Raw genomic sequence first — 17,265 nt, 5'->3', positions numbered from 1 at the left:
GCAGGGTGTTGTATCAGTGACCTTTTTGTTGACCGGTATTCAAGTGGGCCAGGCTGTGGGGGTGCAGGTCTATGTGTCGAAAACCGCTAGCCCAGGGATAATCCTGGCGGTTTGCCTGGGTGTGTTGGTGGCTGCCAGCCAACTACTGACAGGCAGCATGGTGGAAAATTTTATCTTGACCGGTATTGGTGCGATATGCGGTTATTTTCTTTCACATAAAGTGGCCTTTAACCTCACCAGTCAAAACAAATGGAAGTTCCAGGCGCTGACGTCGTTTCGTTACATGACGATCGGTGCCTGCATTTTGATCCTGATATTGACCCGTGCCTTGTCAGTACCGACGTTGATAGTGACCGCGGTGGTGATTACTGGCTTGCTCTCGGTTATTAGTCGTTCGCAAGAGCAGGTTGGTCTGCCTGCGAACCAAAATATTTATTTGGGACTGGCGACGATTTTTTCCGGGATCGCTCTGTCGTTGATATACAGAAACGATATCAATATCGTGCGCGACTTGTATGCAGGTACCGCGGACTTCGAATTGGTTCATAACTTGCTGATAGCCTTCAGTGTCGTGGCGGCAGGGGCGGGTTTTGTCGTCACCAATTTTGTGTACACAAGAATTAATGATGGTGACGGTGCGCTGGGACTGTTCAATTTAAAAACCTTTACCTGTGCTTATGTGCTGCTGGTTATTGCATTCGTCCTGGCTTTCAACACATTGTCGCCGCACCTGAAGATTCTGGCATCTGCTGTGATTGCGATCACCTGTCCAGTGTTCTCGGCATTTTTACATCTTAAATCCAAGTCCTACATTGTTTACGTTATTGGGGCGGGTTCGCTGCTAATTGCCATGTTTACATTGCGGCCGTGGCTGAATTTATCACCCCTCGACGCCTTTCTGATTTACAACGTGATGACATTGTCATGCTTGTATTGTGTCAGTGTGTTCTGCATGGTGGGTGACGCGCAATGATATTCGTCGTCCTCCTGGTGATTTCGATTTTTGTCGTGTACATCACCTATGCAACAAAAAAGTCGATAACGTATCTGTGGTTTTCGGTTTTTCTAATTCTTTCTTATTTGGTCGATGGTTATTTCACAGACGATTATCAATATCTGTTTTTCTCTGCGACCTATCCAAAAATGCCAGCGGATTCGGTATCGAATGCCAGTGTCGCCGTCTTTTGTCTACTGACCTTGATGGTCTACAGTTTTTTAACGATATTTTTCAGCAAAAGAACTCGAATACTGGAATCGAGTTTTCAAGTGAGCATCACCGGGAAATTTATCGCGGTCTGTGTGTTGTACACACTTTTTCTGAGTGGCGTGGTAGCGGTCAGCATGCAGAAGTATTCGCTCGCTTCAATGTTGAGCAATAGACAGAGCTTTTTTGAAGATAACCTGCTCGCAGGTATCGCCCTGTACACCGCACCGGCACTGTCGGTCTTATCCTTCACCGGGGCCATCTGGTCCAGATCACTTGCCCTTCGGCTGTTTTTCATCGTGGTCTTGATACTGACCTTCTGTGCAAGCCTTATCTCGGGCAGTCGCTCGACCCTGGTCCTGAACTGCATCTTGCCTTGCATATTTTACCTGGTGATACACAACGCTCAGCGTAAAAGGCGGAGCAAGTTAAGCAAGAAAACCATTGTCAAATTGGTGTTGGCCTGCGTTGTCCTATTCAGCCTTTCCACACTGTACCGGGACTTTACGCGGGGCGAACAAGAAGAGCTCAATGTGTTTGTTTCTCCGGACTTTGTAACGTTCGACTCCAGTTCTTTGATTATGCAACAGGATATCGGCCCGGCTCAGACGTATCTGGCGGCCTTTACTTTTTTGATCCCTCGCGTGATTTGGAGCGAAAAACCCATCTCGGGCAATCGCTACTTCACCCAGGAATTTTTCTATGAACGATTGATTGACAGCGGCGCCGAGATCACCGCGTCATTGATAGGCGAGGCCTATATAAACTTTCGCTGGTTTGGCGTGCTCAGCGCCGGAGGGCTGTTGTTTTGTTTGAGTCAGCTTATTGAAAAGCTGTTTCGGACAGGGGGTATCTACTCTGTGCTGGGTCTGATCTTTCTATTCAGAGGCACCAATATTATTCGTGGAGACTTGCTGAACACCCTGGTTCCGCTGTTCTTCTCGTTTTTTATATTTTATTTGGCCTCGGTGAAAATCGTGCTGTCAAGGAAGCATTCAAGTGTGAGGTATGCCCTATGAGTCCAGAAAAAAAAGTCGAGATTCTTTTTTGTCTCAGGCGCGATGCTCCCGAGAAACCAGGTGGCGACTCAGGCAAGGTCTATAAGTATAAGTCTCACCTTGAGGCCAGGGGCTTTTTGGTCAATGTGGTGACCGATCCTGGTGAATTGGCTATTCGCGACACCACGCCGGATGTCATGCATATGTTCAATATGCAAACACCGTACGAAAACTATCGGTATCTGACCTGGGCACTGAACAGGAAAGTGCCGATCTGCTTTTCGCCCATTCACCATGAAAAGAAATACATGGTGCAGTATTTCAGTGCCGGGCTCCTGGGCAGGTTTTTAAGTTACGACGCGTACCTGATGCTCAGTTCCTTTGCCAAAGAGTTCATTAAGTTCAAGAGTGTCCGTAATGTGCTGGCCTACAGCAGCACGCCATTGGGGATAAACAAGAGGCTGGTCGAGCGTTCGGCGAGAATCTTTCCGTTGTCGGAGAGTGAACTCGGCAACATAAGAACCGACGTCACCGATCGGTTGCCGCCTGACAAGGTAAAAGTCATACCTAACGCATTGACCTTCAGCCATGGTGTCGGCAACCAATCCGCGTCCCGTGACATAGATGTCATGGTGGTCGGGCGCATTGAGCCCAGAAAAAACATTCTGAAGATCGCCAAGGCGTTCAGCGGTACACATTACCGGGTCGTATTCGCGGGTAAAGAAAACACCAATCACGCGAAGTACTGCGAGAAATTCAAGTCAATCGTCGAGGCCAGCCCCAATCTTGAATACCTTGGCGAACTGAAACAGGAACAGCTTGCCTACCATTATAAAAGGTCAAAGATAAACCTATCGAACTCATGGTTTGAGGTGGTTTCTCAAGTGGATCTGGAGGCGACGTCTCTGGGATGCAAGCCCATCGTGTCGGCCGCTTCAGCCTTGTTCGATTACTTCTCGTCGCCGCCCCTCAGACTGGAACCCGACTGTACCCAGGCCGATATTCTTAACTGCGTAAAACTCGCCCTGCAGGATGATTATAAGCCTCGGTTGAAAGACGATTTTTCCAATGACTGGGAAGGTGTCACCAATATCCTGATCAATGAATACAACGCTCTGTTGGGGCGCAAGGACTCGCCAGCATGAAAATTCATGTATCCATTGTCGATTACTTCAAGGCACCGAGGCTGATTGAAAGCCTGAAGGCGCTGGAACGGCAAAGTCTTTTCAGCAGTTGTCAGGTGACTGTTTTCGATAATAGCGTCGACGACGATAACTTTAACCGATTGAATGAATACATCAGTCAGAAAAGTAATATTGCTCTGGTGCGCTCATCGCATAATCGTGGTTACACCAAGGCGACAAATCTTTCCATCGATTTTTCCTCCGATTACATGGTTTTGCTTAATCCTGATCTGATTCTTTCTTCCGACGACTGTATCAAGCAATCCGTAGAGATACTCCAGAAAGAACAAGGCATCGGTATCGTCGGTATCAAGCAAGTGGATGATCGCGGCAATGTCGAACTGGTAGCAAGAACTTACCCGAGTCTCGCCAGCCAGTTTGCCCGACGTGCTCCTCGCGTGTTTGCCAGCTTGTTCAGTGGCGCGCGAGACAGTTACGAATGTACGGAAGTGAATGGCAAGACCTCTGGACTGCACATTGTCGACTGGGTGCAAAGTTCTTACTGGGTGGTAAAAGGCGACGTCTGGAGAGCGTTGAACGGCGTCTGTGAGGACTTTTTCCTGTTCATGTGCGAGCCAGAGTTTTCCCGTCGCGCGAAACAGATGGGCTATCAGACGGCGATCAACTGTGACGCTCATGCGCTTTCCGATGGGATCCGCGCGAGTGCGGGAGGGATCAAGGCTGTCTTCAAGTCGAAGGCATTCCGCAGTCATCTGGTCGACATGACGATTTATTACTTGAAGAGTTTCTCTACTACCAAAAGGACTAATCCATGAAATTAACAGTTTTTGGCACTGGCTATGTCGGTCTGGTTCAGGCAACTGTTCTCGCGGATGCCGGGCACACAGTCTGCTGTGTTGATAAGGACGAAAACAAAGTAGCTAAACTCATCGATGGCATTATTCCAATTTATGAGCCGGGCCTGTCTGCGCTGGTCAAGAAGAACTACGAGGCGGGGCGCCTGATTTTCACTACCGATCCTGCTGAGGGTGTTGAGTTTGCCGAAATTCAGTTCATTGCGGTCGGCACGCCGCCAGGTGAGGATGGTAGCGCCGATCTTCAATACGTTCTGGCGGTAGCGGAAACCATTGCCACGCACATGCGTGATAAAAAACTGGTCATCAACAAGTCCACCGTTCCTGTGGGGACTGCGGACAAGGTCAAACAGCGCATTTCCGAGGTGCTGAGCGCCAAAGAGTGCGCTTTCGACTTTCATGTCGTGTCCAATCCGGAGTTCCTGAAAGAAGGCTCGGCGGTCAGCGACTGCCAGAAGCCGGACCGAATTATCATTGGTACGGACAGCAACTACGTCATCGATATGATGCGCGAGTTGTATGAGCCGTTCAGCCGTAATCACGAAAAAATCATCGTCATGGACGTTCGCAGTGCGGAGTTGACGAAATACACCGCCAACTGCCTGCTCGCCACAAAAATTTCTTTCATGAACGAGATAGCCAATCTTGCCGAGCTGTTGGGAGCAGATATTGAATCTGTTCGTAAAGGTATCGGCGCGGATCCGCGCATTGGTTACCAGTTCATTTACCCGGGTTGTGGCTACGGCGGATCGTGCTTCCCCAAGGACGTGAAAGCCCTGGAGCACAGTGCGCAACAGATGAACTTCGTCCCGCACATTCTCAATGCAGTTGAAACCGTTAACAGGAACCAGAAAAGGAAACTGTTCGAGCACGTCCAGTTCCATTATGGGAAGGATTTGCGCGGCAAAACATTCGCGCTATGGGGCCTGGCGTTTAAACCCAACACCGATGACATGCGCGAAGCCTCAAGCCTGGAGCTCATGAGCTTGCTGTGGGAGGCTGGAGCGAACGTACAAGCTTATGATCCGAAGGCAATGGAAGAGGCGCAGCATCTTTATCCTTCACATCCAAACTTGCGTTTGATGGGGACTAAGGAAGCAGCCCTGCAGGGCGCCGACTGCCTGATTATTGTTACGGAATGGCAAGACTTCAAAGCGCCTGACTTTGAAGTAATCAAGAGGTCGTTGAAAGATCCTGTGATTTTCGATGGGCGCAATATCTTCGATCCCGCCCGTGTGGCCAAGCAAGGCTTCCAGTACTACGGCATTGGTCGCGGCCTGTCGGTACGGCCGGTTATCTAAGGGATGGCCCTGGTCGAGTCGGAATGGCCTGAACGTATCTTTATAGTTCATCAGGATGTGAGTCCATGAAACAACGTATCTTAGTGACCGGTGGCGCAGGGTTCATCGGCTCTGCGGTCATACGGCATCTGCTGCAGAACGGCGACTATACCGTTGGAAATATCGACAAGTTGACTTATGCCGGCAATACCGAGTCTTTGGCGTCGGTCAGCCATTTACCTGGCTACAGTTTCTATCAGGTCGATATATGTGATCGGATGGCGCTGCAGACCGTTTTCGAGCAGTTCCAGCCAGACGCGGTCATGCACCTTGCTGCGGAATCCCATGTCGATCGCTCCATCGATGGCCCGGGTGCATTTATCCAAACCAATATCGTTGGCACCTTCACCTTATTGGAGGTGGCCAAAGCTTATTGGCTAAAACTTGATCCCGAGCGCCGGCAGGACTTCCGCTTTCACCATATATCCACTGATGAAGTGTATGGCGATCTGGAGGGCACTGAGGATCTCTTTACCGAGGAGACACCTTACGCTCCGAGCTCCCCATATTCGGCTTCCAAGGCCGCGTCCGACCATTTGGTCAGGGCCTGGCACAGAACTTACGGGCTGCCGGTCATTGTCACCAACTGCTCCAATAATTACGGTCCCTATCACTTTCCCGAGAAGTTGATCCCCCATGTCATCCTGAACGCGTTACATGGCAAGCCCATCCCCATTTATGGTGACGGCGCTCAAGTGCGTGATTGGTTGTATGTCGAGGATCATGCCCGAGCGTTGGTGGAGGTGGTCAGTCGAGGTGCGGTTGGCGAAACCTACAACATCGGCGGACATAACGAAAAGACCAACCTGCAGGTGGTTGAGACGATTTGTGAGTTGTTGGACGAACTCATCCCGCTGGGTTCAGCTCGCGAGAATGAAGTGCGAGTGTCTTATAAAAAATTCATGACTTTTGTCAAAGACCGGTCCGGCCATGACCGTCGCTACGCCATCGATGCCAGCAAAATAAAGAACCAACTGTCATGGGTACCCAAGGAAACATTCGAAAGCGGAATTCGTAAAACGGTGACCTGGTACTTGAATAATCACCCGTGGTGGGAACAGGTATTGAGCGGGAACTACCGCCTTGGTCGCCTGGGCGTGACCTCTGATATGGCCGATCGCTGACCCTGGGATCAAGGAGCTTTACATGAAAGGTATTATTCTTGCAGGTGGATCCGGTACACGTTTGCACCCGATCACCCGCGGTGTTTCCAAGCAGTTGTTACCCGTCTACGATAAACCGATGATCTATTATCCGTTGTCGGTATTGATGCTGGCAGGCATACGCGAAGTTCTGATTATTTCCACGCCCGAGGACCTGCCCAATTTTCGGAACCTGTTGGGCGACGGTTCGTCTTTCGGTATTGAGCTTCAGTACGCCGAGCAGCCGACTCCAGACGGTCTGGCCCAGGCCTTTATCATCGGCGAATCCTTTATCGGTGACAGTAACGTCGCACTGGTTCTGGGCGATAACATCTTCTATGGGCATGGCTTTAGCGCCAACCTGATCGAAGCAGCCAGTCGCCAGTCCGGTGCGACAGTGTTCGGCTATCACGTAGTTGATCCCGAGCGATTTGGCGTGGTGGAGTTTGATGAGCATGGCAAAGCCATTTCCATCGAGGAAAAGCCCAAACAACCGAAATCCAACTACGCGGTAACCGGCCTTTATTTCTACGATAACGATGTGGTGCAGATCGCCAAGGGAGTGAAGCCTTCCCATCGCGGCGAGTTGGAAATAACCGACATCAACAACGCCTACCTGCAACGCGGCGACTTGCATGTCAGCGTATTGGGCCGCGGCTTTGCCTGGCTCGACACCGGCACCCATGATTCGTTGATGGAGGCCGGGCATTTCGTGCAGACCATCGAATCGCGTCAGGGCTTGAAAGTGGCGTGCCTGGAAGAAGTCGCGTTCAACCAAGGCTGGTTGAGTGCCGCTGAACTGGACAGGTTGGCGACTGCGCTGCACAAGACCGGGTATGGTCAATACCTCGCCGGCTTGTTATCAGCGAGGCCCTGCCGATGAAGGTCATCCAGACGCATTTACCCGGGGTTCTTGTCATTGAGCCCAAAGTGTTTGGCGATGCGCGGGGGTTTTTCGTCGAGTGCTATCAGGCGCCACGCTATCGAGAGATCGGCATTGAGCTGCCCTTTGTCCAGGACAACCATTCGCGGTCTCGCAAAGGCGTACTGCGCGGCCTGCATTTTCAGCGTAAACGGCCACAGGGCAAGCTGGTCCGCGTCACGCGCGGCGCCGTTTACGATGTAGCGGTCGATATCAATCCTGAGTCTCCAACCTGCGGTCAGTTCGTGGGGGTGGAACTCACCGCCGACAATCATCACCAACTGTGGATTCCCCCTGGTTACGCTCACGGATTCTGCGTATTGAGCGATGTCGCGGACTTTCAATACAAATGCACCGATCTTTACGACCCCACGGACGAAGGCGGCCTGATCTGGAACGATCCGGATGTGAAGATTACCTGGCCGATCCAGCAACCCAGTCTTTCGGATAAAGACAAGGCTAACCCAAGCTTGCGCAGCCTGATGGGCAGGGAGTCAGTATGAGAGTGTTGGTGACGGGCGCCCATGGGCAGGTTGGCTACGAACTGCTGCGGCGCGCGCCGGCAGGCTTCACCGTGTTGGGTTATGGTTCGCAGGAGCTTGATGTCTGCGATGCTGCTCAGGTTCAGGCGGTGTTCGATGCAGTCAAGCCTGAGCTGGTCATTAATGCCGCGGCCTATACGGCAGTAGACAAGGCTGAATCTGAAATTGAGCGTGCTTATGCGGTGAACGCTGATGGGGTCGGACTTCTCGCTGCGACGGCGGAAAAACACGGCATCCCGCTGCTGCATATATCCACCGACTACGTGTTCAGCGGTGAGCATGATCGTCCGTACACGCCTGATGATGTTACGCAACCGACCGGCGTCTACGGTTCCAGCAAGCTGGCTGGCGAACATCAATTGGCGCTGAACTGCTCACGCCATATCGTTCTGCGAACCAGCTGGGTGTTCGGTGCCCACGGCAATAACTTCGTCAAAACCATGCTCCGCCTGGGCGCTGAACGGGACAGCCTGTCTGTCGTGGATGACCAGCGTGGCGGGCCCACTTCTGCAGGCAGTATTGCCGATACGCTTTGGTCATTGGCCGCGATCTTCCAGCGGGAAGGGAAACTGGAGTGGGGGGTGTATCACTTCAGTGGCCAGCCCGCCTGCACCTGGTACGACTTTGCCAGGGCAATCTTCAATCAGGCGGTCAGCCTTGGTTTGCTGGAAAAAATCCCTGATGTACAGGCGATATCGACCGCACGCTATCCCACTCCCGCCAAGCGGCCAACCTGGTCGGTGCTCGATTGTACAAAGTTGACGCAGACGCACGGACTTCCCCACCGTCATTGGGAGGATGAGCTTGTGCGGGTGCTGCATCAGTTGAGCGGGCGTTCAACGGCTGAAAACGCTCAATAAAGTCCGACCATTAATAACAATTGCTTCAGGCGCTCTGCCATTAATTCAGGTGCTGGACGCATTAAGTAGCCACGAAGCCGCTGAGTTTGTTGGAAAAACTGCAGATGTTATAAAAACCATTGCTTCTGGCTTGATCGAAAGCGCTTGGCGAAGTGCTGTGCAATCAGTGGCATAGATGTTTTGTCAGTGACATGATCTGTCTAAGGTAGATGCAGAACGGATGTAAACCTCTGGTAGTTGTAGGGCCGATGGCGGTCCGTTCTAACGTCGTTGGTACTGGGTACCAAATACTGTATATCGAGAAGGAGACTGATATGAGAAAGCTATTAGCCATCACTCTATTGGGTGTTTTAAGTACGTCTGCAATGGCCGCTGAGGCGCCGCTCACACTGAGTACTCCTCTGGTCGGCGATGTCACCGTCGGGCAAAGTCTGATGGTCGGTGCAGCGGTCGTCGCGGGGGTCATCGCGGCCTCCAACAGCGGCGGGAGCTCCAATGGCGGGACTACCGGCACTACGGGTACCACCGGTACCACGGGTACTACCGGTACCAGCAGGTAGTAGTGCTGGCAGTGTTTGGGCAAGGTCACACAGGACACCCTGGGTGGCCTTGTTTTTGGATGTGCTCTTAACCTGCGTAGTGCCAATATGATTCGTAATTTTTCTGTTGCCGTTCTGGCAAGTTTTACCTTGCAAGGCTGTATGTTTTCTCCCGGTCAACATATGGATACCAGCGACATCGTTCGTGAAGGCACTTCCGAGAGCAGTCGCGTCGAATTGATTCCGATAACGCCCAAACTGATCGCAATGAATAGCGCGTCTGAAGTGAATCAGGTGATACCGGCTGAACTGTTGCGCTACACGCCGGAAAGTTACCGTATTGGCGCGAATGATTTGCTGTTTATTACTGTTTGGGATCATCCGGAATTAACAGCGCCCTCTGGACCGCAGCAGCAAATTGATGCGAATGGACGTCTTGTTCGTCCGGACGGTAATCTTTTTTATCCCTACGTCGGCAATATTCCAGCGGCAGGAAAGACCATTGAGGAACTGCGTGCCCATATTGCCGAACGTTTGACTCAATTCGTCGATAGTCCGCAGGTCGATGTCAGCGTGTTGCGATTTGCCAGCCAGAAGATCGTCATTTCCGGTGCAGTCGTCAGGGCAGGGCAGCAACCCCTCACCACGACGCCCTTGAGTGTTGTCGAGGCGATTGGCGCCGCGGGGATCGATCCACAGAATGCTGACCTTTCAAACCTTACGCTGACGCGAGACGGGCGCCAGTACAAGCTGGATCTCGACGAACTCAATCGCGAAAGTGACTCCCAGTTGCCCAATGTTTATCTGAAAAGCGGCGACCAGTTGTACCTCGCCTACAACGATCGCAAGCGCATCTACGTCATGGGCGAGGTGGTCCAGCCTCGGGCACTGAGCTTCAAGACCAAAACCATGAACTTGTCCGATGTGCTCGGCACTGTGGGAGGCTTGAACCAGACGACCTCCAACGGCAACGCGGTGTATGTCATCCGAGGGGTTGAGAACCTCGATAAGGAACCGGCGAAGATCTTTCAGTTGGAGGCCAGTTCGCCCTCTGCCATGGTCCTGGCAACCCGATTCGATGTGCAAGCGCAAGACGTGGTCTACGTCGGGCCCGCCAATGTCACGCGCTGGAATCGCTTCATCAGCCAGTTGGTGCCTTCTGCATCCATCGTCGGTATCGGCGCCGCTGCAAAGAATGACATGAGCGAAGCCAGTAGCAGATAAGGGCAAAGTCTCCCGTGAATATTGTGCGTAGCAGCGCCTTTTTGGCGATGGCTCTCATGCTGTGTGGGTGTAACCCGCTGATGAAAGCCTCTTTCGATACTCTCAAGGCATCTGCCGTGGGGCCCGACGCGCTGGAGGTGACTCAGGCGCAGTTGGACGCTGTGCCTTTTGCTCAGATCAAAGTCACCACGTCCAGCAGCGAGGGCGTCATGGCGTTGATTCGCCAACGTGGCGACCTGCAGTTCTGGGTGGCCTCTGGCAAGCAGGTGCTGTTGATGCGCGACGGTTTGATCGTGCGCAGCGTGGGCCTGGGTAGCAACCTCGACGGTACGCACTGGGAGGATGAGTCGCCATTCAAGCGCGGTCTGCACCAGTTGCCCGACGGCTATGGCAGTACACGTCTGATTGACCTTTACGACGGATACCGCGTCGGTATCGCGGTGAACAGTCGGTTCACCCGGGTGGGTATCGAAGAGGTCAAGGTTATGGACAGGACCCTGGCCTTGCTCCGGGTCGATGAGCGCATGGAAGCACCGGAAATCGATTTTCACGCCGTCAATCGCTACTGGGTCAGACCACAGGACGGTGCTGTCATCCAGAGCGAGCAACATTTGACGCCGCATATTTTCCTGAAGGTCTTGGTGTTGCGTTCTGGGCAGGGAGCCATCAATTGAAGCGTTTGAACAGTGTGTTCGCCGGTGTGTTATTGGCCGCCGCGGGTATCAGTCAGGCCGATGTGACTGTCAGTGGTGATGTCCGCAGTCCTGGTCAATTCAAGTTCGACCCGGGAGCGCGTTTGCTGGACGTGATCACCGCCTCGCAACCCGATGCGCAAAGTTACTGGCTGGCGGCTGCTTGGTTGCGCCAGCCGTTGCAGGAGCAGCAACGCCGTTTGAAGGTCGGCGTAATGTTTGATCTTAAAGTCCTACAGCAGGGTGCTCTTCTGTTTGACAAGCCTGCCCGTGCTGCATTGGCTGATCAACTTTATAAGGGGGTCGCCCGTTTGCCCGTGACCGGGCGGCAAGTTGCGGTCCTGGACCCGGTAGCGGTAGAGGTCGGCTTTGCCCTCAACGCTCAGCTTGATGATGGCGACAGCCTGGTTTACCCACTGCGCCCGTCTACCGTGGAGGTGCTGGGGGCCGTTGCGCAACCCTGCCGGCTGCCTTATCGGGCCATGCAGGAAGCCCGCGACTACCTGCGCTCCTGCCAGCCTTCGGCTGAAGCCGAGCAGGACTACCTGTGGCTCATCCAGCCCGACGGTCAGACGCGGCGTGTCGGCATCGCCATGTGGAACCGCGAAGAGGGGCATTGGCCTGCTGCTGGCGGCAAGATTCTGGTGCCCATCAAGAACGATGACCTGGACCCGCCCACCCCCGAACTCAATCAACAGTTGGCCGAGTTTCTCGCCACGCAGCCAGTGGCTGAGGTGGCGCCTTGAAGTTACGATTTGCAGCCGTCCTGTTGGTCCCGTGCGGTCTGGCTCAGGCAGAGCCGCGATTGACTCAAAGCGACTTTGGTGGGGTGGGGTTGTTACAAACGCCCACCGCTCGCATGGCGCCTGCCGGCGAACTCAGCGTCAATGCCAGTCGAACCAGTCCGTATAGCCGGTACAGCCTGTCCCTGCAGCCGTTTGACTGGCTGGAAGGCTCGTTTCGATACACCGCAATCACCAACCGACCCTATGGCCCTGAGTCCCTGAGCGGCGATCAAAGTTACAAGGACAAAGCGGTCGACGCCAAAGTGCGTCTATGGGAGGAAAGCCATTGGCTGCCGCAAGTGGCCATGGGGTTCCAGGACATCGGGGGGACCGGGTTGTTTTCCAGCGAGTATTTTGTTGCCAACAAGCGCTACGGCAATTTTGATTTCAGCGCGGGTATTGCCTGGGGATACATGGGCAATCGCGGCGACTTCGATAATCCGCTGGGTTGGATCGACGACCGATTTGATACGCGCCCGGCGAGCGAGGGGACCGGCGACTTCAACTCGAACGCTTATTTCCGTGGGTCACCCTCGTTGTTTGGCGGCATTGCCTATCAAACCGCGTGGGCCCCCCTGAGTCTGAAAGTTGAATACGAAGGCAACGATTACAAAAACGAGCCGTTCGATAACGCTATCAAGCAAGACTCACCCATCAACATGGGGGCCGTGTTAAAGCTCAGTGAATCGGTCGACCTGAGTGCGGGTTGGGAGCGTGGCAATACCGCGATGTTTGGCATTACGCTGCACACCAACTTTGCTACTCGCAAGGCGCCGGCCAAGACTTACGATCCGCCCGCCGAGCCGCTTGCCGCTCAGTTGCCGACAACGTCCCCGGATCAGGTCAATTGGGCCTCCGTGTCCCGGCGTCTGCACGACAACGCCGGTTACACCGTTGAGCGCATCAGTCAGCGTGGCTCGGAACTGCTGGTGTATGGCGAGCAGTCCCGGTATTTCTATTCGGCAAAAGCCGTGGGCCGTGCCAGCCGGATTCTGGATAACAGCGTCAACGACGATATCGATTGGTTTACCTTGGTGAACAAGCGATATGACATGTCGCTGGAAGAAACCAGCGTGCCCCGCGACATGTTCCGCGAGGTCGTCAATAACCAGCAGCCGTTGCAAGACCTGCATCGATCCACCGAGGTCAATGCCGCGGTTCCGCACGCCGAGAGCACGCTATATACCCAGGCACCGAAGCCCTTTTCCTATGGTCTCGGCCTTGGCTACAAGCAGAACATTGGTGGGCCGGATGGCTTGCTTTATCAGGTCAGTGCCGACGCGGATGCCGAGTATCGTTTCACGCGCAATACCTGGTGGAGCGGGTTGCTGAGCGTCAATCTGTTGAATAACTACGATAAGTTTACGTACGACGCGCCGAGTGGATTACCACGGGTGCGCACTGACCTTCGTGAGTACATGACGACCTCGGACGTCACCTTGCCCGCGTTCCAGATCAACCACGCCAAGCAGTTGGACAAAGACGTCTATGGCATGGTCTACGGGGGCTATCTGGAGTCGATGTTTGCCGGTGTCGGCGGTGAGGTGCTTTATCGTCCCGCCGGACAGCGTTGGTCTGTCGGGGCTGATCTGAACTTTGTGCGTCAGCGGGACTTTGACCAGGGTTTTGGTTTGCGTCATTACTCGGTCGTCACGGGGCACATCACCGGTTATACCGACTTGCCTTTTGAAGCACAGGCCGCGGTCAGCGTCGGTCGTTACCTGGCCCGTGACTGGGGTACCACGATCGACCTGTCACGTGAGTTCAACAATGGTGTGCGATTCGGTGGCTGGGTAACCCTGACCACGGCCAGTAAAGAAGAGTACGGCGAAGGCAGTTTCGACAAGGGGATCTACATTTCCATCCCGTTCGACGAAATGATGAGCCTGTCGACGATGCGCCGCGCCAATATCGTCTGGGCACCTTTGACCCGGGACGGTGGGGCACGTTTGAATCGCGCTTACTCACTGCAGTCGATGACCGATAGTCGTGACAGTGATTTGTTCTATCGCAACTTCGAGAAGATCACGCAATGACTTGTTGCGAGCTGCAGGGCCATGGGCTCTGCAGATCGCTGTTGGTTCGAGCGCAATACCCGATTAGCGTTTGCTGACGCTCGATCACTGCACTTTGACGTGCTGCGGGTGGTGCAAAAGAGTCATCAGTAATACCACCCTTTCGTTACCTTCCCTCGTCACAAATAATCTTCCAGCTGTGCCAGCGTCGCTGCACTGATCCTCACCAGGTCGTCAGCAGCAACGCCTCCAGAACCGAACTGTCCTCCCGGCATTGAAGATGACGGATGATGGCATTCGCGATCGTGACGGGCTGTCCTCCGAAACTGACCGTCCTCAGGCGATAGCATTGCTATCCCTGGCGCAGCAGGTTATCCAGCGCGCGTTCATCCCGCCTGGCTTGGCACTGGATGAATAACTGGCGGGTGGCGAGTTGCGTTCTCTGGCGATCACTAAGGTGTTCCTCGGCGAGTTCGGTGGGGGTCACGCGCCTTAACGCCAAAAGGGGACGTGAGTCCCCTGGTTTGGTTAGTAGGTGCAATCCAGGATCTGGCCTTGCGCGTTAATAGATATCTTTCGACAGTAGGGTGAAAGGCGTCTTCAGGAGGATTTTTATGTCCAGCCACAACGACCAGTTGTTGATGTACTTGAGATCGATCTCGACGCGCTTCTGCATCTTGTCGATGGTGTCGGTTTCGCCACGGCAACCGTTGATTTGAGCGAGTCCGGTGATGCCCGGCTTGATTCGGTGACGCGCCATGTAGGCGAGAATCTTGCCCGAGTAGTAGTTATTGTGAGCAACGGCATGTGGACGTGGACCGACCAGGGCCATATGTCCTTGCAAGACATTGAACAACTGCGGCAATTCATCGAGCGAAGTGCGGCGAATAAAACGCCCCACTGGTGTGATGCGTGAGTCATTACGTTGGGCCTGCTTCACCTCGTGATCATCGTGTACGCGCATCGAGCGGAATTTCCAGACCTGGATGACCTTGCCGTTCCAGCCATGGCGATCCTGTTTGAAGAAGACCGGACCGGGTGAGGTCAGTTTCACCGCCAAGCCGATAGCCAGCAGCAGCGGGCTTAGAACGATGATGGCCATCAACGCCACGGTTTTATCGAGCAGGCTCTTGCTCAGGGCGGCGGTGGGCTTGCTGGTCAGCGGGCTCTCGTTCAAATGAATCGCCGGCAGGCCGTCAACATCACTGACCGAGTGGTTGAGCAGGGTCAGACTGTTCAGGTCCGGCACCCATACCACGTCTACGTTGGCATCCAGCAAATCGACATACATGGCCTCGATTTGTGCCGCCTCACTCAACGCCAGGGTGATGTACAGGCGGCGGATGTCGTGATGCTTGATCAGGTCCAGCAGTTGCTCTTGCGGTCCTACGATCGGCGGCATACCCGGCGCTGGCTGCGGTGTGGAATGGGTGCTCACCAGGCCGACAAGGGGAAAGTGCTCGATTGAACTCAGTTTGTTGGCCAGACCCTGGGCCAACTCCCCGGTACCAACGATCAGTGTTCTGCGCTCTATCTGCAGCGAGCGTTGGTAATACCTCGAAAACGCATGCAGGGGGACGTACAGCAATGCCTGTCCGATGTACCCGCACACCGCCCAAACCAAGATGATCTGACGAGAAAACAGTTCATTGGCCTTACAGAGAAAGGCGACCACCGCCAGTGCCGACAGTGTCATTGCCCAGCCCATCAGTAATCTGATCAAGCCCTCCAGATAGTTGTCTTTCTTTGCATAAACACCACACCAGGTATAGGCCGGTACCGAAGCAAGTACGGTCAGTGTTGCGCAAACGCGATAATAAAACTCCACGGTTTCGGTCTGGTAATAAACCAATATAAGTAGCAGGGTTACAGCAAGTCCCTGTCCGGCTATCCACTGTCCCCAGAAGGTCAATCCTTTGAGGGTGGTATTTCGATTGATACGAAGATTGTTAACCATGCGATATCCCCAAAATACGTCCATTTATCAGTCGACAGGCAGAAGCTGAAGTTGAACAGGAAGGCTTTATTGTTGTTGTAAGTCAGACTTGTTATCACAGGCTGAAGCGCCAAGGGCGGCGCTGTCGACAATGGCCAGATTAAGTTATTGGGAGGGAGAGTGTCTGACGACTTCTAACGGCAGGGGCGGGGTAACTGGGCGTTGCTGAAGGATGCCCGGGGCGCGTTATAAATAGTCGGCCAGGTCAATAGATGAGGTGGAAGTTGCTCAGGAACAAAGTGGCGCAGGCAGGCGTGCTTTATTGTGATTGTTGTGCACTGCCGGCGTCGCGCTTTGCGGGTTCAGGTCAATGGGTGGCGCGAACTATCTTTTGAATTAGGCAATAACCCCGATTCCGAACTGAACGAAATAGGCGTTCTCCTTGATTAGCGCCTTTGAACTTTTCCTGGAGCCGACTTAAACACATTTCGAGACCTCGATAGTGTTCAGGCTCTCTGCCAATGCTGCGGATCAGATCGGCTTTGCTGACCACTCGATCATCATGATGCAGCATCTTGGTCAGTAGTTTGGCTTCCAGGCTGGTCAAGACAATCTCGACATCATCTTTGATCAGTGCTCCGTCGCCCTTGCTCAAGCACCAGGTGTCCGTTTGAGTAGAGGGCGTTTCGCGCTGTTCAGGAGCATAAAGACGCGCGCTTTTTCGGGCGATGCCCCAAGCCGAATCAATAGTGCTTAAAGCAGGGCTGGACTGCTGCTTTTGCCATTCGGCCTTGATGGTCGAAACGATGCGCTGGGTATCATGGTAAATGACGGTTGGTATCGGTGTTTCCGCGTGCGGTAAGACAAACTCCATGAGTTTTGGCCAAGACGATGGGGGTGTCGCATCTGCCAAAAACATCTGTGCCTGTGACGCGCCGTACGAGCGATAGCGCTTGCTGGCGAGGAGTTCTTCCAACTCGACTTGTAGTGCTGGGCTATGAGTGACTACAACAAGGTATTTTCGGGGGAGGCTTGTAATGCTGTCCATGGCTCTCTCCTGCGGGGTT

The 17,265-nt window shown here is 53.7% G+C and carries 16 protein-coding genes; 14 read left to right on the top strand and 2 right to left on the bottom strand.

The window, feature by feature from the left end; all coding sequences use genetic code 11:
- Positions 1 to 16 precede the first annotated feature (16 nt).
- The 14 genes from KW062_RS19950 (at position 17) to KW062_RS19885 (ending at position 14,283) form a co-directional block, all read left to right on the top strand.
- Entirely contained in the window at positions 17 to 973 is a 957-nt protein-coding gene (locus KW062_RS19950; protein ID WP_146118214.1) for a hypothetical protein, read from the top strand.
- Entirely contained in the window at positions 970 to 2,223 is a 1,254-nt protein-coding gene (locus KW062_RS19945; protein WP_105754539.1) for an O-antigen polymerase, read from the top strand. The genes KW062_RS19950 and KW062_RS19945 overlap by 4 nt, the downstream gene beginning before the upstream one ends.
- A complete protein-coding gene (locus tag KW062_RS19940; RefSeq protein WP_105754540.1) occupies positions 2,220 to 3,347 on the top strand; it encodes a glycosyltransferase in 1,128 nt (375 codons plus the stop codon). The genes KW062_RS19945 and KW062_RS19940 overlap by 4 nt, the downstream gene beginning before the upstream one ends.
- Positions 3,344 to 4,162 (top strand): glycosyltransferase, encoded by an 819-nt coding sequence (locus tag KW062_RS19935; RefSeq protein ID WP_105754541.1) that lies wholly within the window; start codon positions 3,344 to 3,346, stop codon positions 4,160 to 4,162. The genes KW062_RS19940 and KW062_RS19935 overlap by 4 nt, the downstream gene beginning before the upstream one ends.
- The gene (locus KW062_RS19930) at positions 4,159 to 5,502 is read left to right on the top strand and encodes a UDP-glucose dehydrogenase family protein (protein ID WP_027617936.1); all 1,344 of its coding nucleotides are present in this window, start codon (positions 4,159 to 4,161) and stop codon (positions 5,500 to 5,502) included. Before KW062_RS19935 ends, KW062_RS19930 begins: the two co-directional genes overlap by 4 nt.
- A 65-nt stretch (positions 5,503 to 5,567) precedes the next feature.
- The gene (gene rfbB, locus KW062_RS19925) at positions 5,568 to 6,665 is read left to right on the top strand and encodes a dTDP-glucose 4,6-dehydratase (protein ID WP_105754542.1); all 1,098 of its coding nucleotides are present in this window, start codon (positions 5,568 to 5,570) and stop codon (positions 6,663 to 6,665) included.
- A gap of 22 nt (positions 6,666 to 6,687) precedes the next feature.
- Positions 6,688 to 7,566, top strand: coding sequence for a glucose-1-phosphate thymidylyltransferase RfbA (gene rfbA, locus KW062_RS19920; RefSeq protein WP_105754543.1), 879 nt, complete (start codon positions 6,688 to 6,690; stop codon positions 7,564 to 7,566).
- A complete protein-coding gene (rfbC, locus tag KW062_RS19915) occupies positions 7,563 to 8,108 on the top strand; it encodes a dTDP-4-dehydrorhamnose 3,5-epimerase (RefSeq protein WP_027617933.1) in 546 nt (181 codons plus the stop codon). The genes rfbA and rfbC overlap by 4 nt, the downstream gene beginning before the upstream one ends.
- Positions 8,105 to 9,007: a dTDP-4-dehydrorhamnose reductase gene (rfbD, locus tag KW062_RS19910; protein ID WP_105754544.1), complete on the top strand. Its 903-nt coding sequence runs from the start codon at positions 8,105 to 8,107 to the stop codon at positions 9,005 to 9,007. Before rfbC ends, rfbD begins: the two co-directional genes overlap by 4 nt.
- Before the next feature lie 314 nt (positions 9,008 to 9,321).
- Positions 9,322 to 9,567 carry a hypothetical protein gene (locus KW062_RS19905; protein WP_027617931.1) on the top strand — a complete coding sequence of 82 codons (246 nt, stop codon included), beginning with the start codon at positions 9,322 to 9,324 and terminating at the stop codon, positions 9,565 to 9,567.
- 87 nt (positions 9,568 to 9,654) lie between these two features.
- The gene (locus tag KW062_RS19900; RefSeq protein ID WP_081786318.1) at positions 9,655 to 10,770 is read left to right on the top strand and encodes a polysaccharide biosynthesis/export family protein; all 1,116 of its coding nucleotides are present in this window, start codon (positions 9,655 to 9,657) and stop codon (positions 10,768 to 10,770) included.
- Positions 10,771 to 10,784: 14 nt separating this feature from the next.
- Positions 10,785 to 11,444: a YjbF family lipoprotein gene (locus KW062_RS19895; protein ID WP_305729850.1), complete on the top strand. Its 660-nt coding sequence runs from the start codon at positions 10,785 to 10,787 to the stop codon at positions 11,442 to 11,444.
- On the top strand, positions 11,441 to 12,208 hold the full coding sequence (locus KW062_RS19890) for a capsule biosynthesis GfcC family protein (protein ID WP_105754545.1): 768 nt from the start codon (positions 11,441 to 11,443) through the stop codon (positions 12,206 to 12,208). The genes KW062_RS19895 and KW062_RS19890 overlap by 4 nt, the downstream gene beginning before the upstream one ends.
- Complete coding sequence (locus tag KW062_RS19885; RefSeq protein WP_105754546.1) at positions 12,205 to 14,283, top strand: YjbH domain-containing protein; 2,079 nt, start codon at positions 12,205 to 12,207, stop codon at positions 14,281 to 14,283. Before KW062_RS19890 ends, KW062_RS19885 begins: the two co-directional genes overlap by 4 nt.
- Positions 14,284 to 14,824: 541 nt before the next feature.
- Here the strand turns inward: KW062_RS19885 and KW062_RS19880 are convergent.
- A complete protein-coding gene (locus KW062_RS19880) occupies positions 14,825 to 16,219 on the bottom strand; it encodes an undecaprenyl-phosphate glucose phosphotransferase (protein WP_027617926.1) in 1,395 nt (464 codons plus the stop codon).
- 346 nt (positions 16,220 to 16,565) lie between these two features.
- Positions 16,566 to 17,246: a winged helix-turn-helix domain-containing protein gene (locus KW062_RS19875; protein ID WP_105754547.1), complete on the bottom strand. Its 681-nt coding sequence runs from the start codon at positions 17,244 to 17,246 to the stop codon at positions 16,566 to 16,568.
- Positions 17,247 to 17,265: the final 19 nt, after the last annotated feature.

This window comes from Pseudomonas fluorescens (assembly GCF_019212185.1).
Classification (GTDB): domain Bacteria; phylum Pseudomonadota; class Gammaproteobacteria; order Pseudomonadales; family Pseudomonadaceae; genus Aquipseudomonas.
This window is presented reverse-complemented; position numbering and strand designations above follow the sequence as displayed.